We start from the raw sequence: 25,370 nt of genomic DNA on the forward strand, positions 1-25,370 counted from the left end.
CACAAAAAGGGGAAGAGGAAATGACGGATCAGGTCGACGTCGTCGTCATCGGCGCAGGACATAATGGCATGGCTGCCGCCGGATATCTGGCCAAGGCCGGCAAGAAGGTCGTCGTGGTCGAGCGTCTGGCCAAGGTCGGGGGCATGACCAGCTCGGGCTATATGATCCCCGAAGCCCCCGACCATCTGGTGACGCCCTGCGCGGTCGAACTTCTGTTCGCCCGCAAATCCGGCATCATCGAGGATTTCGACCTGCCCAAATATGGCCTTCGCACCGTCGATCCCGATCCGACCTATGCCTATCTCCATCCCGATGGCAGCTCGATCGCGCTCTTCTACGACTATCACCGCACGGCGGAGGATATTGCCCGCATCAACCGCAATGACGGCAAGGCCTATCTGGAGTTCATGAAGACGCTGAACGTCATGATGGACATCGGCTTTCCGCTGATGATGGCGGAGCCCGGGCGGCCGGACGTCAAGAACCTGTCGAAGATGATCGGCAGCGCGGTCCGCAACGTCCGGCTGAAGGACGAACTGATCGCCATGTCGAAGGCAACGGCCGACCAGATCGCCTGCGAGCGGTTCGAGCATCCGGCGACGATCGCCCTGTTGCTGGGCATCGCGGCGGGGGCCGGCCCGGTCGATGACGACGGCAATGCCGCCGCCTACATGATCTTTGCCGTCACCCATAAATATGGCACCGGAAAGCCGATCGGCAGCCTGCAATCCTTCTCCGACGCGCTCGCCCGCAGCATCGAGGACGCGGGCGCGACGATCGAACTCAATGCGCCGGTGGCGGAGATCTTCGTCGATGACGGCGCGGCGAAGGGCGTACGGCTGGAGGACGGGCGGGTCATCCAAGCGAAGATGGTCATCGCAACCTGCGATCCCCGCACGGCCATGCGCCTCACGACGCCCGGCGGCGTGCCGCGAGCGCTGACCCAGCGGATCGAACATGCCCCGGCGAACCGCTCGAACGCGGCGCCCTTCCTCACGAACATCGCCATGTCGGGGCCGCTCAGCCTGAAGAAGCATCAGGATTTGCGGCATGACGACGCCGATCTCAACAAGGCGGTCGGGCTGATCGGCACGCCGGAGGAAGTGCGCGAGTCCTTCGCCATGGCGCGGCGCGGCGATATTCCCGACCGGCACGCCATGTCGCTCAGCCCCTTGTCCAATTCCGACCCGACGCAGGCGCCTCCGGGCGGCTCGCTCGCCTATGTCTATCTGCCTGGCGTCGCCGTGGACGCGCGGGAGGGCTGGTCGCCCGCGCTCAAGGACCGGACCATGACATCTGTAATCAGTCATCTGGGCGAATTTTACGACGGCCTGGACACGGAAGTCGGCCGCTTCGTCGAAACCGCGCGGGAACGCGAGAAGCGGCTCAACGTGACCAACGGCTGCGTGACCCATATCGATTTCGGTGCCCTGCGGTCGGGCGTCCATCGCCCGGCCACCGGTTTCGGCGGTCCCAAGCCGCCCTTCCCCGGCTTCCTGATCGGCGGCGCGGGCGCGCATCCGGGCGGGGGCGTATCCGGCATTGCCGGACGGATCGCCGCCAACCGGGCGCTGCGCGAACTCAAGAAGATCAAATAAGCGATGTCGAACATACCCAATCCGGTCGGCATCCCCGCGCATCTGGACGATGTGACGGCGCAGTGGCTGACGCAGATCATGCAACCGCGCTATCCCGGCATTGTGGTCGAGGGGATGGAGCAGGTGTTCCTCCGCAACAGCCACACCACCAAATATCAGGTAAAGCTGACCCTCAACGATGTCGGTAAGGCGGCGGGCATCCCCGACAATGTCTGCCTCAAGGCCAATTGGGCGCAGTTCGACAGCCAGGGCATCTGTCGCCTCGAAGCGCGCTTCTACGAGGATTTCCGCCGCCACGTCGCCTTCCCGGCGCCGCGCTCCTATTTCGAGGCGTGGGATCCGCGCCCCGACAGCGGTCAGGGACTGGTCGTGATGGAGGATCTCTCCGTCGAGGGCGGCCATTTCGGCATCAGCACCGACCATATGGGCGTGGAGGAAGCGGCCCGTGCGGTCGCCAGCCTTGCCCGCATCCATGGCGCCTTCTGGGACCGCCCGGTCCTTCACGCGGCCGACTGGCTTCCCGTCTCCATGGCGACGCCGGTGGACACGCAGCAGTTGACCATGATGTACGGCTTTGCCGAGCAGAACCATGCCAAGCCGGACTATCAGGCCTTCCTGCCGGGCTGGATCAAGGACGATCTCTCGCGCCTGCATGGCGTCTATAACGCCCTGATCGATTTCGCGCAGACCAAGGAACAGGGGCCGTGGTGCCTTGTCCATGGCGACAGCCACCAGGGCAACAGCTATGTCCGCCCCGATGGCGAGCGGGTGTGGCTCGACTGGCAACTGGTCCGCAAGGGTCGGCCGATCCGCGATTTCACCTATTTCGTGCTGGGCGCGCTCACGATCGAGGAGCGGCGCGCGCATGACCGCGAATTGCTGCGCCATTATCGGAACTGCCTGATCGAAACGGGGGCGCTCGGCGTCCCGGACGACGACACGCTATGGGAATATTATCGCCGCTGGCCGCCCTATGCGATGCAGGCGTGGATCGCGAACATGGACGAATGGGGCCAGAAGGGCATGCACATCGTCGAGCGCATTTTCGTCGCGGGCGAGGATCTGGGCACGGTCGCCGCGCTCGGCGTGCAATTTTGATGACGAGATGATCGGATGACCGACGCCATCACGGCCTTTCGCGCCGATATTCCGCAAGAAGCACTGGACGACCTGGGCCTCCGGTTGCGCCGCACGCGCTGGCCCGAGCCGCAGACGGTCGGTGACTGGAGCCAGGGCGTCCCGCTCGCGGTGATGCGCGATCTGTGCGCCTATTGGGCGGACGGCTATGACTGGCGGCGGTGTGAGGCGACGCTTAATGCCCTGCCCCAGTTCACCACCGCGATCGATGGCCTGTCCATTCACTTCATCCATGTACGCAGCCCCCGCCCGGATGCGCTGCCGCTGATCCTGACCCATGGCTGGCCGGGATCGGTGCTGGAATTTCTGAAGGTGATCGGCCCCCTGACCGATCCCGCTGCCCATGGCGCGCCCGACGCGCCGGCCTTTGATGTCGTCGTCCCGTCGCTGCCGGGCTATGGCTTTTCGGGCAAGCCGACGGCCACGGGCTGGGGCGTCGAGACGATCGCGCGAAGCTGGATCCGGCTCATGCGGCGCCTGAGTTATGACCGCTTCGCCGCGCAGGGCGGCGATTGGGGCGCGGCGGTCACGACCTCCATCGCCATGGCGGCGCCGCCCGAATGTATCGGCGTCCATCTCAACATGCCGCTCGTCTTTCCGGAGGAGAGCGATTTTGCCGACCTTACCCCCGCCGAGGCCAAAACGGTCGAGCGGATGCAATATTATCAGGAGCATGATTCCGGCTACGCCAAGCTGCAAGGCACCCGGCCGCAGACGATCGGCTATGGGCTGGCGGACTCGCCCGCGGCGCAAGCCGCCTGGATTTACGAGAAATTCCAGGCATGGACCGACAATCGGGGCTTGCCGGAAGAGGCCCTGACGCGCGACGAAATGCTGGATGTGATCAGCCTCTACTGGCTCACCAACAGCGGCGCGTCGTCCGGGCGGCTCTATTGGGAAAGCGCCAACGCGTTTCAGCCTCGCCGGCTGGACCTGCCGGTGGGCGTCAGCATCTTCGCGCAGGAGATTTTCCGGCCGTCGCGGCGCTGGGCCAAGCGCAGCTACCCGCGCCTCGTTCACTGGAACGAGCTGGATGCCGGCGGCCATTTCGCGGCCTTCGAGCAGCCAGCCCTGTTCGTCGAAGAATTGCGGGCCTGTTTCGGCGCAATGCGAGGGTAGCGCCTCTCGCAACCGACCTACCGCCCGGCAGGCTCGATTTCCCTTCCAGCGACCAAAATCCCCTCCGCATCGGGATCGTGCCGGATGACTGCATTGATGCAGGGTGGCGGCGCGGTCCACAAGAGAGAGGATAGTGCATGAGCGAGCCTGCCGTCGCCACCCCTGCCGTCATCGACCGGCATCTTGTCCCCCGCCCCTATCCCGCCCGCACCGCGCCCCTGCCCCATGGCCGGTTCACGCCGGACGCCGCATGGCTGGGATCGCTGCTGGCCAACAAATATCCGGGCGTCGTCGCGCAATCGCTGGAGGTTGTGCAACTGTTCGACAGCCACACGACGAAATTGCGCGTCGCGGTGGACTGGAACGCGGCCGGACGGGCCGCCGGGTTGCCGCGCAACCTGTGCATCAAGTCGAACTGGTCGGGCATGTTCGACGACGTCGATATCCATGCGCTCGAAGCGCGCTTCTATCATTTCCTGACGGACAAGCTCACCGCCAACACGGCCACCTGCTATTATGCCGACTGGGATGATGACGGATCGGCGCACGGCGTAATCGTGCTGGAAGACCTCATCGATCGTGGCGGGAAATTCGGCCATTCGACCCAGCATGCCGGTGTCGACGGAGTCGCGAACGCGCTGGCGGACCTGGCAAAGCTGCATGCGGGCCTGTGGGAAAGCCCGTTGATCACGCCCGAAGCCGCGCCCTGGCTACCGACATCCATGGCGGTGCCGGTCGACTATGACCAGGTCCGCATCATGTGGCACTGGATCGAGGAAAATCTGAAAGACCCCAATTTCCGCGCTATCGCGCCCAGACATTATCTGGACGACGCGCGCCGGGTCGAGCGCGCCTATGACCGGCTGGTCACGTTCGAACGCGCCTTCGACGCGCCCTATTGCATCATCCTGGGCGACTGCCACCAGGGCAACACCTATATCCAGCCCAATGGCGAGCGCATGTGGGTGGACTGGCAACTGGGCCGGCGCGGCCGGCCATGGCGCGACCTCACCTATTTCACGGTCGGATCGCTGACGATCGAGGAGCGCCGGCAAAATCATCGCGACCTGATCGCCCATTATCGCGACTGCCTGATCCGGGAAGGCGCGACCAATGTCATCGATCTCGACACCATCTGGAATGAACAGATTCCGCGCTGGGCGATGTACGGAATCCAGGCCTGGGTGGCGAACATGGACTATTGGGGCCAGAACGGCCTGCCGATGAACGAGCGCTTCTTCGCCGCCGGCGAGGATCTGGGTAGTTGGAAGCTGCTGGGCGAATGACGGCCAGCCCCCTCTGCCGCGCGCAGCCGCGGCAGAGGGGGCTGTTGCGGCACGATCAGGCGCTGCGCGGCGCCATGAAGGACCCGATGCGCGGCTGGACGCGCAAATCGGCCGGCACCCGATCCGGCCCGATGCGCCGATCGATTTCTTCCTCGAACCAGTACAGCGCGCGCTCCTGATAGCCCGCCCAGATCGACGGGATCGTCCCGTTGCGCAGCGACTGCTGGATATTTTCGAACAGGCACAGATCTTCCGACAGGATATGCTCGGTCGCCGTGCGCATCCCCTGCCAGTAGAGCTTGTCCTCCTCGCTGTCGGTCGCCCATCCCATCTGACGCACTTCCATCACAGACCGGTCGGACCCCATCGGCCAGAAACATTGCAGGTTGAATCCCACGGGATCGAGCGAGAAGAAGCTGTTGGGGAAGGTCGGCAGCGCGACCGTATTTTCCAGGAAGACCGGCGCGATGTCATCAGGCTTGACCGGCGGCGTCTTGAACAGCGACTCCCCGCCTTTCTTCCGCGTCCCGAACCGCATGTGGCCGCCCTCGTAAAGCGCGATAACGAAACTGCGTGAATCGAGATGCGGCGCCAATGTCTTGGGGTGGACCGTGTTGACATGGTAGATCTCAAGGAAATTATGGTATGCGATTTTCCAGTTGCACGCCATTTCGACGAAGAAATGATCCTTCACGACCATGCGTTCCAACGGATAGCCTTCCGTCAGCGCTACGAACTCTCCCAGGAAATCCTGCAACGGTTCTGCGTCATCGTCGAAATTGACGAAGATGAAACCGCGATAGGTCTCGCATTTCACTTCAATCAGGCCGTTTTCCGCCTTGTCGAGGCAAGCGAAATCATGCTGGCTGGGAACCGATTTGAGCGCGCCCTCCAGGTCGTAACCCCAGGCATGATAGGGGCAGATGAAGCGCATGGCGCGCCCCTGCGGCTCCAGCAGAAGCGGCGATCCCCGGTGCCGGCAGGCATTGTGAAAGGCCCGGATGCGGCCATCCTTGCCGTGGGAGAGAATGACCGAGCGGTCCAGATGCTGAAACAGCCGGTATGAACCCGGCGTGGGCAGGTCCGATGCAATGCCGGCCAGCAGCCAGGTGCGGTTCCACAGCCCGTCCTTTTCCAGCGCCTCGAAACGCGGATCGGTATAGCGACCGGCGGGGATCGGAGGGAGCGCGGGGAAATCGCTGGGATGTTCGGATCGCTTCAACTGCTCGTCCATCGTCCGGTTGAGCAATTCTAACGCAGCTTCACGCATCCTCGTCTCTCCTGCACCAAAGCCCATGGCTCTTCTTTCGGCCAGACTGGCAAGGTTCCGGATCAAGGAACCTGCAATTGGATAGGGTCTCTGCCGCCCGGCTACCGCCAAGCTGACCGCCCCCAGTCCCGACGAGTATGCCCATGGCCCTGACACATCCCACATCCACGGACGGCATCACGGTCGATTATATCAACCAGCTGCTGGCCACGGCGAGCACCGGCGCGACCGTCACCGACTTGCGCATCATCGACGCGAAGACCTATGGCGAGCAGATGGTATCGACCGCCGGACGCGTGGCGATCGAGGTCGACTATGGAGGCGCCACGCACCCTGACCTGCCCAATCGGCTGGTGCTCAAGCTCACCCGGGCTGTCGATGAGATCATGGCCCCCTTCTACGCCAATGAAGTAGCCTTCTACCGGGGCATCCGGCCGGAACTCACGATCGAGGCGCCGCGCTGTTACGGCGGCGACTTTGATGCCGCCACCACGCATTTCGGCCTGTTGCTCGAAGATCTGGGCGTGCGGGGGGCGACCTTCCCCAATACGACCGTGCGGACCGGGCCGGACGATGTGCGGGCCTTGCTGGATCAACTGGCCCGGCTGCACGCCCGCTTCTGGCAGTCGCCCCGGTTCGGCGCGGATCTGGCTTGGGTCGAAACCCATGTCGAAGGCGCGGTCGCGACGATGATGAACGAACTGGCGCCCGCCTATATCGCGCATGAGGTCGAGGCCGAGAATTTCAAGCGGGAAATGGTGCAGCGGCTGCGCACCACGCCGGACAGGCTGCTGGCGGGCGTGCAGGCGGTGCAGCGCCATCAATCTACCCTGCCCCAGACACTGCTCCATGGCGACACGCATCTTGGCAACAGCTACCGCCTGCCCGACGGCACGGCCGGCCTGCTCGATTGGCAGCTGATGGTGCGCGGCTATGCGATGCACGACGTCAACTATATCGTGACCACCGGCCTTTCCATCGCCGACCGGCGGGCGCATGAGCGCGATCTGCTGGGCTATTATCTGGACCGCCTGGGGCAGGAAGGCGTCGCGCGTCCGCCCGCCTTCGACAGCGCCTGGGTCGAATATCGGCGGACCCTGATATGGGGCGTCTATATCGGCTGGCTGACCACCCCGGTCGTCAACTATGGCTGGGAGATCAACGTCATGAACCATCTGCGGCTGACCACCGCCTATGAGGATCTCGAAACCGCGAAGCTTGTCGACGCGTTCTTTTGACGGCGCGCCGACCGGCTATAGCTGATTGCTCCCCGATGCCGCAAACAGCCGCTGGAAATCGACCATCGTGGGCTGGTGCGCGGTAAAGCCGCCGTCCACCGGGATCATCGCGCCGTTGATGAAACGGGACTCGTTCGACGCCAGGAAGGCGACGACATGGGCGATGTCGCGCGGGCTGCCCAGCTCCGGGTTGAGATGATGGTCGAGCAGCACGTCCTTGACCACCTGCGGCGTCGTTTCGACGGCCGTGTCGCTGAGGACGAAGCCGATCGCGATGACATTGGACCGGATGCCCTGCTTGCCATATTGGGTCGCGAGGAAGCGACTGAGGTTGATAAGCGCCGCCTTGGAGGCGCCATAGGCCGTCAGCGTCATTTCCCCCAGCAGGCCGAAACCGGACGCGGAATGGATGAGCGATCCGCCGCCGCCCGCGATCATCACCGGCAGCGCATGTTTGCACAGCAGCATCGGCCCCCGCGCATTGACGGCGAAGGCCTTGTCCCAGGCGCCGGTGTCGAGATGGATGACATCGCGATCGAGCCCGCGCTGCTCGACCGTCTGATAGGCGGCATTATTGTGGACGATGTCGATCCGGCCATGCCTGCTTGCGATCCGCGCGACAGCGGCAGAAACGCTGTCCTCGTCGGTCAGGTTGAACGCCTCAGCTTCGCCTTTGAGCCCTTTGCCGCGCAGCGAGGCCGCCGCCGTCTCCACCCGATCCGCCAATATGTCGGCGAGGATCACGGTCGCGCCCCTCTCGGCCAGCACGGTCGCGACCTCCAGCCCTATGCCCTGCGCCGCGCCCGTCACGATCGCCACGCGACCGTCCAAAGATCCCACCATTTCGCTTCCTTCTATCCACCTGATAAACGCTGGGCGCCGACCAGCGATACCTAGCCGCCTAGGGCGGATCGAAACAATAGGCGCAGATCTTGTTACCGTCGGGGTCCAGCAGATAGGCGCCATAGGCATGGGGCACCGCTCCACGGGGGCCGGCGGCCCGGCATCTTCCCCGCCCGCCGCCAAACCCTCGCGATGAAAATCATCGACCGCACGGCGATCCGGCGCCTTCAAGCCCAATGTCGCACCATTGCCGCATGCTGCCGGGCCCTGGAGCGGGCGAAGGATCAGCAATTCGGGAGCCCGTCGCCCATAGCCGATGCCCTGATCCAGAAATGGGCCGAGGTTGACGATCCCCAGCGGCGCAAGCACCGCATCGTAGAAACGGGCGGACCGTTCCAGATCGTTGCTGCCAAGGCAGACATGCGTGAAGATGCCCATAGCGCCCTCTGTCCGGTCAGTGCGCCCGGCTCATGCATTCCAGCATATCGGCGACATAGGGCGTGTGGTGAACGATCCCGCCATCCACGCCGATCACCTGCCCGGTGATGAAGGCCGCGCCATCCGACGCCAGGAACAGCACCGCACCGGCAATATCCTCCGGTACGCTCTCGCGCGGCAGCAGGACATGCCGCTGGATCATGGCGATCTGGTCGGGGGTCATCATCTCCCGGGCCAGCGGAGAGAGCACGAGGCCCGGCGCCACCGCATTGACCCGGATGTTGAACCGGCCGAACTGCACCGCTGCATTGCGGGTCAGCGCGTACACCGCCGCCTTGGATGCGGAATAGGACGGATTGTTGATGTCGCCGGTCAACGCCACGCCGGTCGAGGTATTGATGATGGAGCCGCCACCGCCCGCAATCATGTGCGGCGCGACCGCCTTGATCATCAGCATCGTGCCCCGTGCATTGACATGGAAGGCGCGATCCCAGGTCGCGGCGTCGAGATCGAGAAGCGACCCATCGGCCGCCATCTGCTCCAGTCGCGTGTCGGCGGCATTGTTGTGGAGGATGTCGATGCGATGATGCTGCCGCATCACCTTTGCGACCAGCGCCGTGATGCTGTCCTCCTGCGCAAGATCGAGGGCCATCCCCTGTGCCTGCCCTCCCGACGCCTGGATAGACCGGGCGACGGCTTCTGCCCGTTCAGCCGCGATATCCGCCAGGATCACTGTCGCGCCCGCCTTTGCCAGGGCGCGCGCGCAAGCTTCCCCGATATTGGCGCCCGATCCGGTGACGATAGCGACGCGTCCCGATAGGTCTGTCATGGGCATCTTCTCTCCTGTCTCTCATGAATGCGGGGCCGCCAGGCTTCCACCACGGCGCAACGCTGCCACGACAGACGGTCGGCGATACCTAGATAAAGATAGGTTTGGCTGCATAGATTAGTGGCGCATCCATGGCGCTCCTCAAGCGGAGAGCCCTTCATGAGCGTCACCATCTTTCAACTTGACCGGTCCCGCTCCGAGCGCGCGGTCTGGCTGATGGAGGAGCTGGAGTGCCCCTATGACATCCGCTTCTATGCGCGTCTGGAAACACTCTCTGCCGAACCGGCCTACAAGGCCTTGCATCCGCTGGGCTCTTCGCCCGTGATCGAGGCCGATGGCCACCGCATCGCCGAAAGCGGGGCGGTCATGGACTATCTCGCCACGACGCAGGGAAACGGCGCGCTCCGCGCCGATGCCGGCGACGCGGACTATGCGGACTATCTTTTCTGGTTCCATTTCGCCGAATCCTCGTTGATGCCGGCGCTGGTGACGGAGATCATGGCCGAACGCGCCGGCATCGCGCAGGATCACCCTTCCCGCATCGCAGGCCGGGCTCATGCGGCGCGCCTGCTGACCCTGGTCGATGATCGGCTGACGCATGCACCCTATATGGCGGGCGACCGGTTCACGGCGGCCGACATCATGATGACCTTTCCCTTCACCACCACGCGCCTGTTCATGTCCGTCGACGTGGAGGGACATCCAAACATCGCCGCCTATGTCGGGCGGATGGCGGCGCGTCCGGCCTATCGCCGGATGCGCGCCATCGTCGATCGCGTTCCGACCGCCTGAAGGATCAGGTCATAGCCAGCTTTTCCGCGCCGCCGGTGCGGACGCGGTCGCCCATATGGGCCCGGGCGCGCTACTCCTCCGCCAAGCCGACGGCGGTCGGATGCTGGACATCGTCCTTGGTGAGGCGCGGTGTCACGCGATCCCATTGGGTGATACGCAACCCGTCCGGTTGCAATAGACCGCGGTTCGCCAGCAGGGCGTCGGCGCCTCTCCATGCGTCATGCGCCGCCGCCGGATCGTTGATCCTGTAGATCGCGACATAGCGATAGTCGGGCGTCATCGGGATCATCTGGCCAAAGGTGCGAAAGGTCAGGAAAGCGGCCGATTTGACGCCGGGTCGGGCGGCGGCCTCACGGAAATAGCGTTCCGCATAGGACCGTCTGAAATGATCGTCGCTGCCCGCAGGCGGATTGAGTTCCTCCAGGATGACGCCGCCGGAATGTGCGACGTCCGGATCATTGTCCTGAAACAGCAGCGGATAATAATGGAAGTCATAGAGCAGGCTGTCGTCGATGGCGTCCGACACCTGCATCCGTGACGTCAGCGCATTGTCCAGATGCTCGCGGCTGAAGCGCACCGGATCGAAGACGTCGTAGAAGGCGAGATACTGCCAGTCGAAGCCTTGGGGCGGACAGGGCTGCGCCCCGGCGAGCCGGAAGCGCTGCGCCGTGACCGATCCCCGGAAACGCAGCGCATCGCGAATATGGATGTTACTGTACCAATCCTCCATATCGGCCTCCCGGCCCGGAACGGCTTTGGTCAGCACGACCAGCACGGCATCGATCATCGCTCTTGCCTTCCTCTCCTGACGTCGATCCTCTCAGCCTTGCCGGACGGGCGACATGAAAGGCGTCGGCGCGCCCATCGTCGCCCGATAGGACAAAGGCTGTTTTCCGTCCGTATCCTTGATGCCGTAGCGCTCCCCCAGTTCCGCGCCGATCAGCGCCTGGCCCGACAGCGAAGCAAGATCCGGGTCGTGCGCGAGGCGATCGAGGACGAGGCCGGAAAATTCCGGCGTCTCCCAATGGGGCATGGCGGCGCGCAGGTCTTCGGGGATCATGTCGGGCGGCATGGCCTTCACCGCATCGGTCAGGATGAAGCCCGGCCAGAAGGAAATGGCGGATACGCCGTGCGGCGCCAGATCGACGGCCATGTCGGCGGTCATCTTGTCCGTCCCCGCTTTGGCCGCGCCATAGGCCGGTCCATGAAAATAGGACACCGCGCCATAGAAGGAAATGCTGGCGATCAACCCCCTGCCCGCCGCGATCATCAACGGCGCGGCATGATAGGCCGCAACATAGCTGGAGCGCAGGCCGACCGCGATCATGTCCGCGAGCCTCAGCGGCTTTTCCCAGAAGCCGCCCGGCGCGACCAGTTCCGGTCCGTAGACAGCGGCGACATTGTTGACGAGCAGGTCCAGCCTGCCGTCCGTCCGCTCCGCGAACTGCGCGAACGCCCTTTCGACCGCATCATCATCGCGGTGATCGCACAACAGCGCGATCCCCTTGCCGCCCGCCCGCTCGATTTCCTCCACGACCTCCGCGAGTTGCGCCTCGTCGCGGCCGGTAATCGCCACCACATGGCCGCGCGAGGCTAGGCCCCGCGCCATGCCGCGTCCCAGCCCGCGCGTCGCGCCCGTCACCAGCACTATCCTGTCGCTCATATCCCTCTCCTGTCCTCATTATCGGCATGACAGACAGGGACGTAACCTGTCCGACACCAAGAGCGCGGCGCCCGTCAGTCCGGAAGAGTCGCCGGCAGGACGACATGGCATGCCGCCTCGCCCAGCTTCGTCGGCCCGAACAGTTGCAGCCGCCGCTCCTCGATGGTCGCAAGCAAATTGATGAGCACGGCGTCCTCCTCCGGCCCCGCTTTGAGGATATGCGCCTCCAGCGCCTCCGCGGCGTCGGCCCAGCGATCGAAGCGGCGGCCGAGCAGCGCGGACACGTCCGCGATGTTGCGCGCGATCATCTCCGCCCCATGATCGTCGGCCCTCTGCACCCATTCGATCAGTTCGGCGACCTGCGCCTTGTGCGCTTCCGCCGCCTCCCCCGTCACCGGCAGCGACCCGAGCGTATCGACCAGCTTGGCCAGCAGGGGCGCATTGTCGCCGGTACGCTGCTCCAGCGGCGGCAGTTCGGGCAGCGGATCGCCGGTCAGGTGCGACAGCGCCAGCAGGATGGAGCGGCGCAGCGCAAGATCGAACATGAGATAGACCGAATGCGGATCGCCGGGGCATGGCCTGCCGACCGTGCCGGTGAACTGCATCGTGCCGAGCAGGGAGAATTGCAGGACGTGGAAAACCACCGCGTCATGATCGACCGGCTCGCCCGTCGCCTCCTCATAATAGCGCACCAGGTCCGGCAGCGGGGCGCCCAGCGGCTCATAGCTGTTGCGCATCCCCATGGTGGCGATGTCGACCAGCGGATCGCCGATCATGGAGAATTCGAAATCATAGAGCTTGGTCATCGCGCCCTGATCGACCAGATATTGGCCGGAATCGAACTGGATGAAGCTGGCGCGGTCGCGGTGTCGGGGCACGTTGCGGCGCAGCCAGCCGATGACGAATTCCAGCAACGGCTCGGGCCGGCTCTTCGTCCGCCGATAATGCGGCATATAGGCGTCGAGGCCGACCAGCGCGATCGCCTCGGCGCCCTCGGGCCGGTGCACGCCGGCGACCGCGAAAGGTTCGACCGGCAACCGGTGCATCGCGGCGACCGCCTGCATGTATACGCGGCCGATGGCGCTTTTCGTCGCGGCATCAAGCGCCGAGAAATCGCGCGTCCCTTCGATCGCCTCCATCACGATACAGGGCGGATCGGCGAGATAGCCGTAAATCTCCGACACGGGCAGCCCTTGGCTATGCAACAGGGCGATGACGTCCGCCTCGCGCTTGAGGTCGGGGAAGATCGACACGTCGCCGCCCCGGTCGCCGCGCAGGTGCAAGCGGCGGACCGTCCCCTCGCTTTCGACGTCGACGAACCAGGAGGGGCGCCAGCGGACCAGGCGCTCCAGCGCGACGACCTTACCGCCGGTCAACTGTTCGACAAAGGCGGTGATCCGGCCGACCGCCGCGTCGTCATAATTGTTGAGCGGCGCGGCATTCGTCACTGGCCGCCCTCCGCCGCCGAAAAGGCCTCGGCCACGGCGCGCGTGTCCATATATTCCTTGCCGGAAACGATCTGCCCGTCCCGGATGATCAACAGATTATGATATTCGTTGCGATAGACCCGGTCCGGAAACACCATTTCACCCCGGACTTCCACCGCCACCCGATCCCCTTCGGCGGTGATCGCGATCACTTCGGCCGTGCGCTTGCGCGCACTCAGCAGTCCGCCCTTCACGCTGGCGATGAAGTCGGCCCGGCTCATGTCGCCATGGCCCAATATCCACCACTGGCAATCGGGATGCTGAAGCGCCTCGATCGTGTCGACATCGCCTTCTTCCACGGCCCGCATATAGCGACGGGCCACCGCCTTGTTCGCCTCGATATCGCTCATCACCCTCTCCGATGCTCCAAGGCCCATGGCCTTGGATTGCCCTTGTGCAGGCGAGATCGCCGTCAGGAACCCTATCCATGGGCGGGTGGCCTCGGCGCGATCGCTCCACAATCTCCGCTCGTACAAGAAAGCGGAGGGGGAGAGCGCATGACGACCAAGAGCATGACGATGAAGCTATGCACCTATATGGGCGCGATAGCCGGGACGATGATGTTCGTCGGCATATGGCCGGTCGCGCACATGTTTCCACCGTTGGACCCATCCATGCCCGTCACGGAGGTCGCTGCCTATTATCGCAGCCATCAGATCGGCATATTGGCAGGCGCCATCCTGATTGCCTCTTCCTCGGTGCTGTTCTTCCCCTTCCTCGCCGCGGTCGCGACGTTCATGAAGAAGATCGAAGGGCCGGTTTCGCCTTTGACCTGGGCCTTCGTGATGGTCGTGGCCTTCGGCTTCGTCACCCTGTTCTTCGCCGGGTTGATATTCACCGCCGCCGCCTATCGGCTTGATCGACCGGACGCCGTGATCGGCACGCTGAGCGATATCGCCTTTCTGCTGTTCGTCATGCCGGCCGTGCCTGCCTTCGTGCAGAATTTGCTGACCGGCTTCGTCATCCTGGGCGACCGCCGCCCGCAACCAATCCTGCCGCGCTGGCTGGGCTATATGAACCTGTGGACCGGCGTGCTGCTGCTGCCCGGATTCGCGATCGGCCTGTTCAAGACCGGCCCCTTCGCCTGGAACGGCGCGCTGGCTTTCTGGATGCCCGCCGTCGTGTTCGGCATCTGGTTCAACCTGATGATCTTCGCCATGCTGGGCGCGATCAAGCGCGACGCGCTGGGCGGCGAATAATGGCGGCCTCGCAAGCCGCCGCGTCGCCTCCGCGCGGCCATGTGCCGGGCGAGGAAGGCGTATGGGTGTTCATCGGCGGCGATCTCATCGTCTTTGCCGTCTTCTTCGTCACCTATGCGCTCGCCCGGCAGCAGGAACTGGCGCTGTTCGAAAGTGCGCAGGCGCTGCTCGACCGGCGCCTTGGCCTCCTCAACACGCTGCTGCTGCTGACCAGCAGTCTGTTCGTCGCGCAGGCCGTTGCGGCGGTTCGCCGGGGCGACGCCAGGGCGCGCCGGCTGCTGCTGGGGGCGATCCTGCTCGGCAGCGGCTTCGTGGTCGTCAAGGCGTTCGAATATTCGGCCAAGATCGCCCAGGGCTTCACGCTCAACAGCAACAGTTTTTCGATCTATTATTATATGTTTACCGGCATCCATCTGGTGCATGTGCTGATCGGGCTGGGCGTGCTGTGCTTCACCCTGTCGCGCTTCGACCGGACCGGCCGGATGCAGGGCGGCGTCGCCCTGATCGAGGGCAGCGGCGCCTTCTGGCATCTGGTGGACCTGCTCTGGATCATCCTCTTCGCCCTCCTCTACCTGCTCTAGGAAAGCTGTTTCATGGCCATGATCTGGCGTAGCCGCATCACATGGGTCTGGGCGATGTTGATCGCCGCGACCTTCCTGTCGTTCGAGACGATGGCGTTGGGCAACGCTTTTCTGCTGCGCTCCGTCATCCTCGTCATCGCCTTCACGAAGGTTCTGCTCGTCGGGCGCGAGTTCATGGAGTTGCGGCACGCGCCGCGCTGGCTGCTCTGGGGATTCCAGGGCTGGGCGATCCTGACCTGCCTGATCCTGATCGCCCTGTTCCGCACCTGAGGCGATCAGGCCGGCACTTGCGTCCCGCCGGCTGCGGCCTCGTCTATGCCCATCTTGCGCGTGAGGTCGGCCATATCGAGATATTCGCGCCAACGCGCAATCAGCCCGTCTTCGTCGAACTCGTAGATGGCGACCATCTGGTGCGGACAGGGCCGTCCCATGATGATGGCGGTGTCGGACCGTTCCTGCATCACCATCCGGTCGTTGGAGAGGATATTCACCTCGTTGCACTTGTTGTTGGTGGCGAAGGCCATCTGCCGCTGAATTTCTTCGCGCAATGCCGTCTTGCCCTTCACGACGGGACCGCCGGGAACCCAGAGCTGCCATTCGGCATCCTCCGCCATCATCGACAGGATCTTTTCGACATCGGGCCTGCTGGCATCGCTGCCGTCGCCCCAGGCATCGCAAAATTCCCGCACCTTCCGTTCCAGTTCGATGCCCATCATCCTCTCCTCTTCCTGTTTTTCGTCCTGCCTGATTTTGCCATTCATCCGGGGGACAGGGCCCGCGTGACGCTGATGAACGGCACGGTGCAGCTCTGCCCGCCATCGACCGGATAGAGCATGCCGTTGACGTAGCGGGACTCGTCGGACGCGAGAAACAGCGCCATGGCGGCAATGTCTTCCGGCTCGCCGATGAAGGGGGTGTTGAGCACCTCCAGGAACAGCCGGTCCATTTCGGGCGTCGACCATTGCAGTTTGGCGGGCGTCTGCGTGGGGCCGGGCAGGATCGCATTGCTGCGGATGCCTCGTTTGCCATAGGTGGCGGCGATCGCCTGTACGAACCAGTTGAGCGCGGCCTTGGACGATCCATAGCTGTAGGCGGTGATATCCCCGCCCATGGAGCTGCCGGACGAGGTGGAGATGATCGACCCCGCGCCACGCTCCAGCATATGCGGAATGACAAGCTTGCTCGCCAGGACCGCGCCCAGCACATTCACCCTCAGATTGGCGAGGAAGATGTCCGGGTCGAAGGCCAGGAAATCCATGTCGCGCAGGGCATGCTCCTGATTGACGTACAGGGCATTGTTGAACAGCACGTCGATGCGACCGAAGTCGGCGAACGTCTGGCTGACCATCTTCTCCAGATCGGCCTGTTCGCCGACATCGACGGTCATCGCACGCGCCGATCCGCCGGCGTCGACAATGGCCTGCGCGGTCGCCTCGGAGGCTTCGGCGCGGATGTCCGCGACGATTACCGTCGCCCCTTCCCGCGCAAACATCAGCGCGCTGGCGCGTCCGATGCCGCTCCCGCTGCCGGTGATGATGCAGATCTTGTCGGCCAGGCGGGTCATATTGTTTCCTTTCGCATTTTGCGCATGACCGGCTGCTGCCGTGCGCTGGGATCAGCGCAGATCACATTTCCGGATCGACAGGATCAGGATGAAGGCATGGCTGCGCTGCGGATCGGCCTCGACCCGGTTCGCCACCCGCTGCACCAGACTGGCCAGCAAGGCGTCCCGGTCCCGGGACGCATCGACCCGTGCCAGGAAGTTGGGGCCGTTGGCCGCGCCCATCATTGTCGCCCATTGTCGGCCCAGTTCGGCCGCATCGCCGCTCCGCTGATAGGCGTCCCAATAGGGATCGGGGGACGGGATCGCGGCGAGATGCTCCAGTTCCAGTTCGGGCACCAACTCGGCATCGAAAGGCGCGCGTATCTGATCGGTCGAACGCCCCGCCGAGGGCGCCGTCATCCTGAGCGTCTCGTTAGCGCTGAGCAGTCCTTCCTTTTCCATGTCGACGATCGATTGCCAGAAATTTCCGGCCATCCATTCGAACCCGTGGCTGTCGGGGCCCCGGCCCATGAACTGGCAGATCAGGCGCCCGCCCGGCCGCAATTCGACGGCGCGCGCCTTCAGGAAGGCCAGCCAGTCCTCCGCCAGCACCGTCTCGACGGCGGCCCGTGCCTGCGCCGAGCGGCTGAAGATCCCCCAGCCATGATCCGCGACGTCGATCGGATTGCGGCTCATCCAGTGCAGCGCGTTGGACGACCAGCCCAGATCGACGCTGCCAGGCGGCAGGATCGCATCGAAATAGGATCGACCGATAGCGGATGGAAAAACATTCTGCCGGCCGTTCAGATAGCTGACCGGATCCTGGTCCAGCAGGCCGAACAGCGAGGTGAAGTCGTTGGAGGGCAGGTCTGTATGCACGACCTGCACCGGCAGCTGGGCGTCATCCGCGCGCACCAGATCGATGGCCGTCGCCATGGGCGCCATCGAATTGCGCCCCTGCGACGCGCCATAGTCGACGATGGTGACAGGACCGGCAGAGGCATCGCCAATGGCCCGCGCCGCCGCCTCCAGCAGGGGAAGCGCGGATTGCAGATTGGCCTGTTGCAGGCCCGAATGCCGGTTGTAGAGCCCGTCCCCCGCCATGGCCGCGACAGCAGTGGGATCAGCCATAGAACGTCTCCGCGATGCGCTGCGTGTAGATCGCGCTCTTTTCGGGCGACAGGCCATAATGTGGGATCACAGGTGTGATCGCGTCGGCTAGGGCGGCGCGCCGTGCGACCCGGCTGCGCACCTGGTCTGCCGTACCCACCACGGCGATGCTCTCCACCATCTCGTCGGTGCAGGCCGCCGCCATGCCGGCCATGTCGCCCTGCGCGAAGGCGGCCTGGATCGCCGAGGCCTCGCGCCCGAAACCGATTTCCTCGAAATAGCGCAGATATTGGGGCGACTGGCTGTAGTAGGCGACGGTCCCCCGACAATCCTCGATCGCTTCATGCCTGTCGTCGGAGATCGCCGTGAAGATCGAAATGTTGAGCGAGAAATCCTTGCGGGCCCGGCCGGCACGATCCAGCCCTGCCTTCACATGGGCAGCCACTTCACGCTCGATCCAGGCATCGTTCCACAGCGGGTGCCCGAGCAGGCCGTCGGCGATTTCCGCCGCCTGCGCGCAGGCCTTCTGGAACACCGCCGGCAAGACGATGGGAATGTCGCCGCGCACCGGCTTGTGCAGCAGGCGGAAGTGCGACAGGTCGAGCCGGTGATAGTCGCCCGCCAGTTCGGTCAACTCGCCCGTGTGTCCGCGCGCGACGATCGCGCGGATCATGCCCACGATCTCGCGCATATGGGCGAGCGGCTTGCCATAGGCGCTGCCGAACGATCCCTCGATCTGGCTCTGCGCGCTCGATCCCAGCCCCAGCACCACCCGGCCGCTGCTGATGAGGTCGAGGTCGATGGCGCTGCACGCGGTTTCCAGCGGGCTGCGCACGAACGCCAGCGCGATGCCGGTCCCCAGCTTGAGGCGCTGCGTGGCGGGCGCGACGGCGGCCAGCGTCGTGAAGGGCGCGCCGAACATCTGCGGCGCCCACACCCCTTCGACGCCGGCCGCCTCATAGCCCTGCGCCAGCGCAGACAGATCGGCGCCCGGCATCGGAACGATCTGCGCCCAGACGGCCTTGCGATCGGTCATGATGTCCCCCTTCAAAAGCCGCTTGTGTCGAAATAGTCGCGCCAGGCGACGATATGGGGCCCGTCCATTTCCAGCGCGCCCATCAGCCGCAGCGACAGCATTTCCTGCCCGTCCGACCCGTAGAAAATATCGCTGCGCTCGGTCAGCACGACATTGCCCGCAGCCGCCGCATGATGGATCACGACTGCGCAGCGTTCGAAGTTAATCCGGCCCAGAAACGCCTGGACGAACGCCCTTGCCTGATCGATCCCGACGGTCGTCGCTACGCCGACATTTTCCCAGTGCGTCTCCGCCGTAAACCGGCGCTCCATGGCGGACAGCATGTCTTCGCGCGACCCGCTGCTTTCCTGAAAAAACGCCAATGCTTCGTCCAGTGGACCGGGCATGTCATCCCCTGCTCCTGAGTTGTGCGAACATCATGGCGCGGGCAATCGGCCTTCTGCCCTGCCGAAAGATAGCAGACTGATTTTGGCAGGGGATCGTCACGCCATCGGTCTGAAAGGTCATGCTGAGAATAGTATGTCCTCCCCATAACAGTGAATCGAGCGGCCAAATATCGGGCGTCGCCTATACTCACCGGCAAAGCTGAGAGGAGTTTTCATTGATGAGCGCCGTCGACGAATTGATCGCCCTTGCCAGATCGCCCGATCCTTTCCGGAACGCCCCGGACAATCTGGCCGAATTGCAACTGGAAGCGGCGCGCGAGCGCTTCTCGGAGCGCCGCCAGCAGATCAGGGTTCTCGACAAGCGGGCGAAAGAAGCCGGTATCGACAACATCGACAGCCTGGCCGACCTCGTCCCGCTCCTGTTCGCTCACACCAATTATAAGAGCTATCCCGAGGCGTTCGTCGACAACGGCCAGTGGAAGCATATGAACATGTGGCTCGGCACGCTGAGCAGCCATCCGACCGACAATATCGACGTTGCGGAGGTGCGCGACATCGACGAATGGCTGGATCGCGCCAGGGCGGCGGGCCACCATGTATTCGCGTCGAGCGGGACGTCGGGCAAATCCTCCTTCCTCAACCAGTCGACGCAGGACCGCGACCTGTCGGTGGCCGCCTGTCTGGCGGCCGCCGACCTGTCGACGCCGGCCTATGTGCCCGATCATGGCCGTTCGGTTTTCACCATGATGCCGCCGCGCGGCACCCACAAGATGATCGACTTCTGCAACGTCCATTTCCCGCGCTGGGCTGCGCCGGGCGAATTTCATCGCCTGAGCGACTATCCGATGCGCGCCTTCGACGCCATGCGCCCCGCCCAGTTGCGCCGCCTGCTGGCGGCCGGCAAGGTCGGTCCCGGCGAGATCGCCGCCTATGAGGCGGAGGTCGAGGCGCGCCAGCAAACGCGGGTCGGCGAGTTCGACGCCTGGATGGACCTGCTCGTCAGCCGCCGGGATCGCCCGCTCTATATCGGCGTCATGTATGGCGTCGCCTGGCAGATCGTGCAGGCGCTGCGCGCGCGCGGGATCAAGGACGGCGATTTCCATCCCGAAACGCTGATGAGCTTTGGCGGCGGCACCAAGGGGGCGGCTGTCCCTGCCGACTATAGGGAACAGATTATGGGCTTTTTCGGCATCACGCCGGACCGCATCACCAGTTCCTATGCCATGGTCGAAATGAGCGGCTTCTGCGCCAAGATCCAGCCGACCGAATCCTATGCGGTGCCGCCATGGATCATTCCCCTCATCCTCGACAAGCCGGGCGAAAAGCTGCTGGGCACGACCAGGGATATCGGCCGGGTCGAAGGCCGGATGGCATTTTTCGACATATTGGCCGACGGCCGCTGGGGCGGCATCATCTCCGGCGACAAGGTACAGGTGGAGTTCGGCTCCGGCCTGGAAGGCGTGAAGACGCCGATCGTCCATGCGATCGCCCGTTACGCCGATCTGGAGGAGGGCGAGGACAAGCTGAGCTGCGCCGGATCGATCGATTCCTATGTGCGCGGATCGATCACCGCACCTCAGCCGGTCGCGGCCTGAACGACAGGAGGCAGACATGCTGCATGAAATCATCGCCGATAATGACCGGCTGCTCGTTCCCCATGTGATCAAGGGCGTGGTCCAGCTCGACGGCGCCGTCGAGCATCGTTCGCGGGCCAGCGGCTCGACGGTCATGACCCCGTCGATCGATCTGGACTCGTTGATCTGGCCGCGAAGCCAGCCTGGTCCCGCCTTCGACACGCCGCTTGCGGAGATCGTGGATTTTCTCGTCGAAGTCGGCAAGGCGCTCGATTTCGACCGGAACATCTATCTCCAGGAAGCAGCGGCCTATAATCTGCGCTGCAACAGCCTGGGCGCGCGCATCCTGGAGAATTGCTATCGCGACATCGCCTGGTTCTTCACCCGCGACGCGGTCGAGGCGGAAGCCGAACAGTCGCTGGGATCGCTCGACTTCCTGGATGGCTGGGCGCGGCGCGACGTTCAGGGCACGGCCTTCGACATCCGCGCCTTCCCGCCGCGCATGGTGCATGTTCTGGCGGGCAACGCTCCGATCGTGCCCCCGGTCACAATCGTTCGAGGGGCGATCAGCAAGGGCGTCCATCTGCTGAAAATGCCGTCCAACGACATGTTCACCGCTACCGCCCTGCTGCGGACGATGGCGGATGTCGGTCCCAACCATCCTGTGACGCGCTCCTTCTCCGCCGCCTACTGGCGCGGCGGCGATGTCAGCATCGAAAATCACATCCTGCGCTCGCAATATTTCGACAAGCTCGCCGTCTGGGGCGGCGAGGCGGCGGTGCGCCACGCCATGCAATATGCTGCGCCGGGCTTCGAGATCATGTCCTTCGATCCCAAGGTGTCCATCTCGCTGATCGGTCGCGAAGCGTTCGACGGCGTGCCCCTCGCGACCATCGCCGAGAGGAGCGCGGCCGATATCATCGCCTTCAACCAGGATGCGTGCAGTTGCGCCCGCTTCCAGTTCATCGAGGGATCGGACGAAGAGGTCGACCGCTATTGCGAAGCGCTGGTGGAGGCGATGGGCCAGGACATCCGCTATGGCGCCGGCCCCGACGGCCCGCTGCCGCCCGCCATGCTGATCGACGAACTGGACATGCTAGGCAATCTGGAGCCCATCTACCGCCTGTTCGGACATCCCGATGGCCGGGGCATGGTCATCCGCTCCAGCGAACCGGTGTCGTTCAATCCGGGCGGCAAACTCGTCAACGTCGTCGCAGTGGACCGGCTGTCCGATGCGATCCAGCATGTTACCGTCGCGACCCAGTCGGTCGGCGTCTATCCCCCCTTCCGCATTGCCGAAGTGCGCGACGGGCTGTCCTCGGCGGGCGCCCAGCGCATCGTCGGTCTCGGCAACATCAATACCGGAAAATTCGGCGGCCTGCCGCACGATGGGGGATGGCCAGTGCACAAGATGATGCACTGGGTCGTCACGGAAGCAGCGAAAGATTGAATCAGATCATGATACAGACGACCACTCAGCCGCTGTCGCTCGACAGCTATCGCCTGCTCGGCCGCTCGGGCCTGCGTGTTTCGCCGCTGGCGCTGGGCACCATGACCTTTGGCGAGGAATGGGGCGCGGGCGAAGAGGAATCCCGCCGGATTTTCGACAGCTATATCGACCAGGGCGGCAACTTCATCGACACGGCGGGCTATTATGCCGACGGCGCGTCGGAGATATTGACGGGCAAGTTTGCAGAGGCGAAGCGCGAACGGCTGGTCCTTTCCACCAAATATTCGCTGACCCATTCGGTCGGCGATCCCAATGCCGCCGGCAACAGCCGCCGCGCCATGATGCAGACGGTGGAAACGAGCCTCAAGCGGCTGAAGACGGACCGGATCGACCTGTTCTTCCTCCATGTCTGGGACGACACCACGCCCGCAGACGAGATATTGCGCGCGTTCGACGACCTCGTGACGCAGGGCAAAATCCTTTACTTGGGCCTGTCGGACACCCCCGCCTGGCAGATGGCCCGGTTGCAGACCATGGCGGAATTGCGTGGCTGGAGCCAGTTGGTGGCTTTGCAATCCGAATATAATCTGGTGGAGCGCACGGCCGAGCGTGACCTTATCCCCGCCGCCAAGGCGCTGGGTATCGGCGTCATGCCCTGGTCGCCGCTGGCGAGCGGCATGTTGTCGGGCAAATATGCGACGGGCGGCAGCGCGCATGCGGGCGAAACGGGTGGTCGCGGCTTCCTGCTCGAAGCGGGGGGCCGCGTCGATGCGCGCGTTGTGACCATCGCGGATGCGGTGAAGGCCGTCGCCGACGAGATGGGCGTCACCTCGGCGCAAGTAGCGATCGCCTGGACCTTGGCCAATCCGGCGGTCATATCGCCGCTGGTAGGCGCGCGGACAATGCGGCAATATACGGACAATGTCGCGGCACTCGGCGTCACGCTGGAGCCCGCACAGCTGGAACAGCTGGATGCGGTGAGCCGGACCCCGCTCGGCTTCCCACATGATTTCCTTGCCTCGCCCTTCATCCGCCATGGATTGACGGGCGGCACGAACATCCGGCCGCGCGCCTGATCAGGCGGCGCGGACCAGCCTTCCGGGACGCGCGCCGGTGTCGGCGCCGTCCCGCCGGGTGATGATCCCGCTGACCATCGTGGCGCGATAGCCGGCGGCGGGCTGCGCCAGGCGACGCCCGCCGCCCGGCAGGTCGTGCACGACATAGGGGGCATGCAGGCGCAGCGCGCCATGATCGATCAGGTTGATGTCGGCCTTCAGCCCCGGTTTCAGCCGCCCACGGTCGCGCAGTCCCAGGAAGTCGGCATTGTCGGCGCTCAGCGCCTTGACCGCCGCCGGGATCGTTAACTGCTCGCCGACGCGATCGCGGGTCCAGTAGGCCAGCATCGTCGTCGGATAGCTGGCATCGCAGATGATGCCATAATGCGCGCCCCCGTCACCCAGTCCCACGATGCTGTAGGGATCGCGCATCATGGCCAGGGCAGGATCGAGCGACTTTTCCGCATAGTTGGAAAAGGGCATCAGGATCAGCGCATGTCCGTCCTGCTCCAGCATCAGGTCATAGACCAGCTCGACCGGACTGACGCCCCGCTGCGCGGCCAGCGCGGCGATGCTCTGGTCTGGTGACGGTTCATAGTCCGGCTCGGTGCCGAGTGGATAGATATTGTCCCAGGCGCGCAGCAAGCGATGCAGCGGCGTCGGCGTCTCGTCCGGCTCCTCCGCGATCAGTCGCGCGCGGAAAGCGGGATCGCGCATGATGGCGACCTTTTCCGCCAACGGCCTGTCGGCGATCGCGCGATAACTCGCACAATGGCTGAACGCGTTGGCCGATGTAGACAGGCCGCACATCGCGCCCATCGGCCGGGGGAACACCTGCGCCAGCACCGGCCCCGCACCGCTGCGATTATGCTCGGCCAGCGCATCCATGGTCCGTCGCCAGCCCTGCGGATCGGTCGACCATTGGGCCAGCGAATAGGTCAGCGGACGCCCCGAGGCGCTGGTCATGCGCTTCATCGGGTCAAGATCGCTGGCCCAGTCGGCGGTATCGAGATTGGGGATCATCTGCAGCACGCCGCGCCCCGCATCCCCGACCGATCGGGCGATCGCCACCAGTTCGTCGCTATCTGCCTGGAAGGAAGGGATGAACGCGCCGTCACCGCGCCGATGCACCAGCGATCGCGACGTCGCGAAACCGAGCGCGCCGGCCGCCATCCCCTCCGCTACCAGTTGCGCCATCCGCGCGACATCGGCCGCGGTGGCCGGCTCACGGTCCAGCCCGCGCTGGCCCATCGCATAGACGCGCAGGGGCGAATGGGGAATATAGGCGCCGACATCGGCGTCCCAGGCGCGCGCCTCCAGGGATTTCAGATAGTCGGGGAAGCTCTCCCAGTTCCAGGGCAGCCCCTTGGCCATCACCGCTTCGGGAATGTCCTCCACCCCCTCCATGACATTGACCAGCGCCTCGCGGTCCTCCGGCCGGCACGGGGCGAAGCCGACCCCGCAATTGCCGATGACGACGGTGGTGACGCCGTGGTCGGCGGACGGCACCAGACTGTCAGACCAGGTGACCTGCCCGTCATAATGGGTATGGACATCGACGAAGCCGGGCGTGACGAGCAGGTCGCGGGCATCGATCTCCTCGCGGCCCCGTCCGAAATCGGCACCGATCGCCGCGATCCTGCCATCCACGACGGCGATATCCGCCTCGAACGGATCGCCGCCGCATCCGTCGACGATCGTTCCGCCCCGGATCACCAGATCAGCTTCCACCATGT

At 64.5% G+C, this 25,370-nt stretch carries 25 protein-coding genes and 1 pseudogene; 12 read left to right on the forward strand and 14 right to left on the reverse strand.

Annotation, left to right across the window (positions count from 1 at the left end; translation table 11 throughout):
- Positions 1 to 20 precede the first annotated feature (20 nt).
- From ACFOKF_RS24730 to ACFOKF_RS24745, 4 genes are all read left to right on the forward strand, one after another.
- Positions 21 to 1,598: a phytoene desaturase family protein gene (locus ACFOKF_RS24730; RefSeq protein WP_380799218.1), complete on the forward strand. Its 1,578-nt coding sequence runs from the start codon at positions 21 to 23 to the stop codon at positions 1,596 to 1,598.
- A gap of 3 nt (positions 1,599 to 1,601) precedes the next feature.
- On the forward strand, positions 1,602 to 2,696 hold the full coding sequence (locus ACFOKF_RS24735) for a phosphotransferase (RefSeq protein WP_380799219.1): 1,095 nt from the start codon (positions 1,602 to 1,604) through the stop codon (positions 2,694 to 2,696).
- A 15-nt stretch (positions 2,697 to 2,711) separates the two neighbouring features.
- Complete coding sequence (locus ACFOKF_RS24740) at positions 2,712 to 3,854, forward strand: epoxide hydrolase family protein (RefSeq protein ID WP_380799220.1); 1,143 nt, start codon at positions 2,712 to 2,714, stop codon at positions 3,852 to 3,854.
- 137 nt (positions 3,855 to 3,991) lie between these two features.
- On the forward strand, positions 3,992 to 5,140 hold the full coding sequence (locus ACFOKF_RS24745; protein ID WP_380799221.1) for an aminoglycoside phosphotransferase: 1,149 nt from the start codon (positions 3,992 to 3,994) through the stop codon (positions 5,138 to 5,140).
- Positions 5,141 to 5,195: 55 nt separating this feature from the next.
- Here the strand turns inward: ACFOKF_RS24745 and ACFOKF_RS24750 are convergent, their stop codons facing one another.
- Entirely contained in the window at positions 5,196 to 6,410 is a 1,215-nt protein-coding gene (locus tag ACFOKF_RS24750) for an aromatic ring-hydroxylating oxygenase subunit alpha (RefSeq protein WP_099232239.1), read from the reverse strand.
- 143 nt (positions 6,411 to 6,553) lie between these two features.
- On the opposite strand from ACFOKF_RS24750, the gene ACFOKF_RS24755 reads away from it, so the two are divergent.
- Positions 6,554 to 7,648 (forward strand): phosphotransferase, encoded by a 1,095-nt coding sequence (locus tag ACFOKF_RS24755; RefSeq protein WP_375285206.1) that lies wholly within the window; start codon positions 6,554 to 6,556, stop codon positions 7,646 to 7,648.
- A gap of 15 nt (positions 7,649 to 7,663) precedes the next feature.
- On the opposite strand, the gene ACFOKF_RS24760 is transcribed toward ACFOKF_RS24755, so the two are convergent.
- The 3 genes and pseudogenes from ACFOKF_RS24760 to ACFOKF_RS24765 all read right to left on the reverse strand — a co-directional run bounded on the left by ACFOKF_RS24760 (position 7,664) and on the right by ACFOKF_RS24765 (position 9,758).
- Complete coding sequence (locus ACFOKF_RS24760) at positions 7,664 to 8,491, reverse strand: SDR family NAD(P)-dependent oxidoreductase (RefSeq protein WP_380799222.1); 828 nt, start codon at positions 8,489 to 8,491, stop codon at positions 7,664 to 7,666.
- A gap of 58 nt (positions 8,492 to 8,549) precedes the next feature.
- A pseudogene (locus ACFOKF_RS25675) lies at positions 8,550 to 8,929 on the reverse strand (VOC family protein).
- Positions 8,930 to 8,945: 16 nt separating this feature from the next.
- The gene (locus ACFOKF_RS24765) at positions 8,946 to 9,758 is read right to left on the reverse strand and encodes an SDR family NAD(P)-dependent oxidoreductase (RefSeq protein WP_380799224.1); all 813 of its coding nucleotides are present in this window, start codon (positions 9,756 to 9,758) and stop codon (positions 8,946 to 8,948) included.
- A gap of 159 nt (positions 9,759 to 9,917) precedes the next feature.
- Between ACFOKF_RS24765 and ACFOKF_RS24770 the strand changes: the two genes are divergently transcribed.
- Positions 9,918 to 10,550, forward strand: a complete 633-nt coding sequence (locus ACFOKF_RS24770) for a glutathione S-transferase family protein (RefSeq protein WP_380799225.1) — start codon at positions 9,918 to 9,920, stop codon at positions 10,548 to 10,550.
- Between the two features lie 70 nt (positions 10,551 to 10,620).
- Here the strand turns inward: ACFOKF_RS24770 and ACFOKF_RS24775 are convergent, their stop codons facing one another.
- The 4 genes from ACFOKF_RS24775 to ACFOKF_RS24790 all read right to left on the reverse strand — a co-directional run bounded on the left by ACFOKF_RS24775 (position 10,621) and on the right by ACFOKF_RS24790 (position 14,050).
- Complete coding sequence (locus ACFOKF_RS24775; RefSeq protein WP_380799226.1) at positions 10,621 to 11,337, reverse strand: hypothetical protein; 717 nt, start codon at positions 11,335 to 11,337, stop codon at positions 10,621 to 10,623.
- A 33-nt stretch (positions 11,338 to 11,370) separates the two neighbouring features.
- The gene (locus ACFOKF_RS24780; RefSeq protein ID WP_380799227.1) at positions 11,371 to 12,213 is read right to left on the reverse strand and encodes an SDR family NAD(P)-dependent oxidoreductase; all 843 of its coding nucleotides are present in this window, start codon (positions 12,211 to 12,213) and stop codon (positions 11,371 to 11,373) included.
- 74 nt (positions 12,214 to 12,287) lie between these two features.
- Complete coding sequence (locus tag ACFOKF_RS24785; RefSeq protein ID WP_380799228.1) at positions 12,288 to 13,661, reverse strand: phosphotransferase; 1,374 nt, start codon at positions 13,659 to 13,661, stop codon at positions 12,288 to 12,290.
- Positions 13,658 to 14,050 carry a nuclear transport factor 2 family protein gene (locus ACFOKF_RS24790; RefSeq protein ID WP_099232247.1) on the reverse strand — a complete coding sequence of 131 codons (393 nt, stop codon included), beginning with the start codon at positions 14,048 to 14,050 and terminating at the stop codon, positions 13,658 to 13,660. The genes ACFOKF_RS24785 and ACFOKF_RS24790 overlap by 4 nt, the downstream gene beginning before the upstream one ends.
- A gap of 147 nt (positions 14,051 to 14,197) precedes the next feature.
- On the opposite strand from ACFOKF_RS24790, the gene ACFOKF_RS24795 reads away from it, so the two are divergent.
- Genes ACFOKF_RS24795 through ACFOKF_RS24805 form a run of 3 tightly spaced genes read left to right on the forward strand, consistent with a single transcriptional unit; the run spans position 14,198 to position 15,750 of the window.
- A complete protein-coding gene (locus ACFOKF_RS24795) occupies positions 14,198 to 14,899 on the forward strand; it encodes a hypothetical protein (protein WP_099232248.1) in 702 nt (233 codons plus the stop codon).
- Positions 14,899 to 15,480 carry a cytochrome c oxidase subunit 3 gene (locus tag ACFOKF_RS24800; RefSeq protein WP_380799229.1) on the forward strand — a complete coding sequence of 194 codons (582 nt, stop codon included), beginning with the start codon at positions 14,899 to 14,901 and terminating at the stop codon, positions 15,478 to 15,480. Before ACFOKF_RS24795 ends, ACFOKF_RS24800 begins: the two co-directional genes overlap by 1 nt.
- 12 nt (positions 15,481 to 15,492) lie before the next feature.
- Entirely contained in the window at positions 15,493 to 15,750 is a 258-nt protein-coding gene (locus ACFOKF_RS24805) for a cytochrome C oxidase subunit IV family protein (protein WP_099232250.1), read from the forward strand.
- A gap of 5 nt (positions 15,751 to 15,755) precedes the next feature.
- Here the strand turns inward: ACFOKF_RS24805 and ACFOKF_RS24810 are convergent, their stop codons facing one another.
- Genes ACFOKF_RS24810 through ACFOKF_RS24830 form a run of 5 tightly spaced genes read right to left on the reverse strand, consistent with a single transcriptional unit; the run spans position 15,756 to position 19,555 of the window.
- A complete protein-coding gene (locus ACFOKF_RS24810) occupies positions 15,756 to 16,196 on the reverse strand; it encodes a nuclear transport factor 2 family protein (RefSeq protein WP_380799230.1) in 441 nt (146 codons plus the stop codon).
- Positions 16,197 to 16,237: 41 nt separating this feature from the next.
- Positions 16,238 to 17,044, reverse strand: a complete 807-nt coding sequence (locus tag ACFOKF_RS24815) for an SDR family NAD(P)-dependent oxidoreductase (RefSeq protein WP_380799231.1) — start codon at positions 17,042 to 17,044, stop codon at positions 16,238 to 16,240.
- A gap of 51 nt (positions 17,045 to 17,095) precedes the next feature.
- Positions 17,096 to 18,154: a hypothetical protein gene (locus tag ACFOKF_RS24820; protein WP_375284797.1), complete on the reverse strand. Its 1,059-nt coding sequence runs from the start codon at positions 18,152 to 18,154 to the stop codon at positions 17,096 to 17,098.
- Positions 18,147 to 19,169, reverse strand: a complete 1,023-nt coding sequence (locus ACFOKF_RS24825) for an LLM class flavin-dependent oxidoreductase (RefSeq protein WP_380799233.1) — start codon at positions 19,167 to 19,169, stop codon at positions 18,147 to 18,149. The genes ACFOKF_RS24820 and ACFOKF_RS24825 overlap by 8 nt, the downstream gene beginning before the upstream one ends.
- Before the next feature lie 11 nt (positions 19,170 to 19,180).
- Positions 19,181 to 19,555 carry a limonene-1,2-epoxide hydrolase family protein gene (locus ACFOKF_RS24830; RefSeq protein ID WP_380799234.1) on the reverse strand — a complete coding sequence of 125 codons (375 nt, stop codon included), beginning with the start codon at positions 19,553 to 19,555 and terminating at the stop codon, positions 19,181 to 19,183.
- Between the two features lie 218 nt (positions 19,556 to 19,773).
- Between ACFOKF_RS24830 and ACFOKF_RS24835 the strand changes: the two genes are divergently transcribed.
- The 3 genes from ACFOKF_RS24835 to ACFOKF_RS24845 are packed head-to-tail and all read left to right on the forward strand — an operon-like array spanning position 19,774 to position 23,655.
- Positions 19,774 to 21,150, forward strand: coding sequence for a hypothetical protein (locus ACFOKF_RS24835; RefSeq protein WP_099232254.1), 1,377 nt, complete (start codon positions 19,774 to 19,776; stop codon positions 21,148 to 21,150).
- A gap of 16 nt (positions 21,151 to 21,166) precedes the next feature.
- Positions 21,167 to 22,579, forward strand: coding sequence for an acyl-CoA reductase (locus ACFOKF_RS24840; protein WP_380799235.1), 1,413 nt, complete (start codon positions 21,167 to 21,169; stop codon positions 22,577 to 22,579).
- A gap of 8 nt (positions 22,580 to 22,587) precedes the next feature.
- The gene (locus ACFOKF_RS24845; RefSeq protein WP_380799236.1) at positions 22,588 to 23,655 is read left to right on the forward strand and encodes an aldo/keto reductase; all 1,068 of its coding nucleotides are present in this window, start codon (positions 22,588 to 22,590) and stop codon (positions 23,653 to 23,655) included.
- Here the strand turns inward: ACFOKF_RS24845 and ACFOKF_RS24850 are convergent, their stop codons facing one another.
- Positions 23,656 to 25,368: an N-acyl-D-amino-acid deacylase family protein gene (locus tag ACFOKF_RS24850; RefSeq protein ID WP_380799238.1), complete on the reverse strand. Its 1,713-nt coding sequence runs from the start codon at positions 25,366 to 25,368 to the stop codon at positions 23,656 to 23,658. It lies immediately after the preceding gene.
- Between the last annotated feature and the right edge of the window lie 2 nt (positions 25,369 to 25,370).

Source organism: Sphingobium rhizovicinum (assembly GCF_042647625.1).
In the GTDB taxonomy this organism is placed as follows: domain Bacteria; phylum Pseudomonadota; class Alphaproteobacteria; order Sphingomonadales; family Sphingomonadaceae; genus Sphingobium; species Sphingobium rhizovicinum.

Coding starts and splice junctions, on each gene's coding strand:
- ACFOKF_RS24845 (WP_380799236.1), top strand. CDS start 22,588: ATGATACAGACGACCACTCAGCCGCTGTCGCTCGACAGCTATCGCCTG.
- ACFOKF_RS24775 (WP_380799226.1), bottom strand. CDS start 11,337: ATGATCGATGCCGTGCTGGTCGTGCTGACCAAAGCCGTTCCGGGCCGG.
- ACFOKF_RS24815 (WP_380799231.1), bottom strand. CDS start 17,044: ATGACCCGCCTGGCCGACAAGATCTGCATCATCACCGGCAGCGGGAGC.
- ACFOKF_RS24765 (WP_380799224.1), bottom strand. CDS start 9,758: ATGACAGACCTATCGGGACGCGTCGCTATCGTCACCGGATCGGGCGCC.
- ACFOKF_RS24730 (WP_380799218.1), top strand. CDS start 21: ATGACGGATCAGGTCGACGTCGTCGTCATCGGCGCAGGACATAATGGC.
- ACFOKF_RS24830 (WP_380799234.1), bottom strand. CDS start 19,555: ATGCCCGGTCCACTGGACGAAGCATTGGCGTTTTTTCAGGAAAGCAGC.
- ACFOKF_RS24795 (WP_099232248.1), top strand. CDS start 14,198: ATGACGACCAAGAGCATGACGATGAAGCTATGCACCTATATGGGCGCG.
- ACFOKF_RS24840 (WP_380799235.1), top strand. CDS start 21,167: ATGCTGCATGAAATCATCGCCGATAATGACCGGCTGCTCGTTCCCCAT.
- ACFOKF_RS24800 (WP_380799229.1), top strand. CDS start 14,899: ATGGCGGCCTCGCAAGCCGCCGCGTCGCCTCCGCGCGGCCATGTGCCG.
- ACFOKF_RS24755 (WP_375285206.1), top strand. CDS start 6,554: ATGGCCCTGACACATCCCACATCCACGGACGGCATCACGGTCGATTAT.
- ACFOKF_RS24820 (WP_375284797.1), bottom strand. CDS start 18,154: ATGGCTGATCCCACTGCTGTCGCGGCCATGGCGGGGGACGGGCTCTAC.
- ACFOKF_RS24740 (WP_380799220.1), top strand. CDS start 2,712: ATGACCGACGCCATCACGGCCTTTCGCGCCGATATTCCGCAAGAAGCA.
- ACFOKF_RS24825 (WP_380799233.1), bottom strand. CDS start 19,169: ATGACCGATCGCAAGGCCGTCTGGGCGCAGATCGTTCCGATGCCGGGC.
- ACFOKF_RS24850 (WP_380799238.1), bottom strand. CDS start 25,368: ATGGTGGAAGCTGATCTGGTGATCCGGGGCGGAACGATCGTCGACGGA.
- ACFOKF_RS24735 (WP_380799219.1), top strand. CDS start 1,602: ATGTCGAACATACCCAATCCGGTCGGCATCCCCGCGCATCTGGACGAT.
- ACFOKF_RS24745 (WP_380799221.1), top strand. CDS start 3,992: ATGAGCGAGCCTGCCGTCGCCACCCCTGCCGTCATCGACCGGCATCTT.
- ACFOKF_RS24770 (WP_380799225.1), top strand. CDS start 9,918: ATGAGCGTCACCATCTTTCAACTTGACCGGTCCCGCTCCGAGCGCGCG.
- ACFOKF_RS24760 (WP_380799222.1), bottom strand. CDS start 8,491: ATGGTGGGATCTTTGGACGGTCGCGTGGCGATCGTGACGGGCGCGGCG.
- ACFOKF_RS24835 (WP_099232254.1), top strand. CDS start 19,774: ATGAGCGCCGTCGACGAATTGATCGCCCTTGCCAGATCGCCCGATCCT.
- ACFOKF_RS24750 (WP_099232239.1), bottom strand. CDS start 6,410: ATGCGTGAAGCTGCGTTAGAATTGCTCAACCGGACGATGGACGAGCAG.
- ACFOKF_RS24805 (WP_099232250.1), top strand. CDS start 15,493: ATGGCCATGATCTGGCGTAGCCGCATCACATGGGTCTGGGCGATGTTG.
- ACFOKF_RS24810 (WP_380799230.1), bottom strand. CDS start 16,196: ATGATGGGCATCGAACTGGAACGGAAGGTGCGGGAATTTTGCGATGCC.
- ACFOKF_RS24790 (WP_099232247.1), bottom strand. CDS start 14,050: ATGAGCGATATCGAGGCGAACAAGGCGGTGGCCCGTCGCTATATGCGG.
- ACFOKF_RS24780 (WP_380799227.1), bottom strand. CDS start 12,213: ATGAGCGACAGGATAGTGCTGGTGACGGGCGCGACGCGCGGGCTGGGA.